The sequence below is a fragment of the Variovorax sp. 01T439_2 genome, assembly GCF_056398445.1.
In genome coordinates, this window is sequence record NZ_JBFTPJ010001160.1 from 1 (window position 1) to 1585 (window position 1585).

Genomic DNA, 1585 nt, shown 5'->3' on the forward strand with positions numbered 1-1585 from the left:
TGACGTGCGTGGTCTCGTCGTGGTCGATGGTCTTGGTGCGGTCGTGGCCCACCCAATGGGTCTCGTCGTTCTCGACCTCGATGTCCTGGTTTTTTTCGGCGTGCAGGTACACCTGCTCCGAACCCTTCTTGTCCTCGAAGCGGAACTCGTTGCAGTTGGACGCGCTGCCCTTGGGCGTTGAGCGCGTGCGAAAGCCGCTCTGCGTGTGCGAGCCGAAGGGGATCGGCTGGTCGTCGTTGTAGACGCGGCCCACGATGATCGGCCGGTCGGGGTCGCCGTTGATGAAGTCGACGATCACCTCCTGCCCGATGCGCGGAATGAAGTACCCGCCCCAGCCCTTGCCCGCCCAGGGCTGCGAGACGCGCACCCAGCAGGTGGACTTCTCGTCGCTCTTGTCGTAGCGGTCCCAGTGGAAGTGCACTTTCACGCGGCCGAAGTCGTCGGCGTGGATCTCTTCGCCGGCCGGCCCCACCACGATGGCCGATTGCGGCCCGGGCATGACGACGCGCGGCGTGAGGCGTGGCGGGCGGAACGGCACGTCGACGGGAATCGCGGTGATCAGGAAGGCACTGGTGCCCTGCAGGTCGGTGCGCAGCGCGGGCGCGTCGGCGATCAGCGCCTCGAGTGCGGGCCGCGCCTGGGCATTGACGGCGTCGTCGTCGAGCGCCTCGCGCAGCGCCTGCTCGATGGGCATCCTCGGCGTGGCATGGGGAATGCTCTCGTAGCCGGGGTGGCTCGCCGCGAAGATGCAGGCGGCGATCACGTAGTCGCCATCGCGCGTGCCGTCGGGGTCGCCCTCGAAGGTGAAGCTGCGCCCCGCCGCCACGTCGGGCCAGGTGGTGAGCGCCCAGTGGCGCTGGCGGCGCGCGACGATCTCCTCGCCGCGCAGCTTGCCCTTGTCGTCCGCATCCGCACCCGTGAAGTAGCCGCCGGCAAACTCGAAGGCCTCGAATTCGGCCAGCTCGTGCTTGTCGGGCTGGCCGCCCGCGGCCTCGAGCTTCTTCTTGATGGCCTTGAAGTCGCTGTCGCGCGAGGCGTAGGTGCCGGTGTCGAACTGGCGTGCGCTCACCCAGCGCGAGATCTCGTTGTGGCGCGCCTCGGTGGTGTCGGTGGCCATGTGGCGCAGCGTGCCCTCCACGGGCAGCTTGTCGTGCGCGATGTCGCTGGCGTCCGACAGGTGCATGGTGCCGGGCGCATCGTGCGCGTCGAACCAGTAGTAGATGCCTTCGTCTTCCAGCAGCCGCGACAGGAACTGGTAGTCGCTTTCCTGATGCTGCACGCAGTAGCGGCGCGGGTTGTGGGTGCCGATGACGTTGCTGGTCCTGGTCTTCTTGAAGCGCCTGATCGGGCTGTCTTCAAGGACCGCGTCGAGCACTTCGAGCACCTTCTTTTCCTGCAGGATGCGCGAGTTGATGCGCTTGGTGAGCAGCCAGAACCACGAGCGCAGGCCGATGCGGTATTCGAAGTGCCGTCCCACGTGGCCGGTGCGCTCGAAGCGCACGGCGTGGCCCTGGCAATGGCGCTCGTGCATGCCGCCGTCCTTGTCCTGGAACTGGATGACCACGTCGAAGGCGCGGCCGAGGAT

The 1585-nt window shown here is 67.3% G+C and carries 1 protein-coding gene; it reads right to left on the reverse strand.

Features of this window, described 5'->3' with window-relative positions:
• Window positions 1-1585, reverse strand: a 1585-nt coding sequence (locus tag AC1DOC_RS33045; RefSeq protein ID WP_478131494.1) for a type VI secretion system Vgr family protein, incomplete at both ends; no start/stop codon positions are given.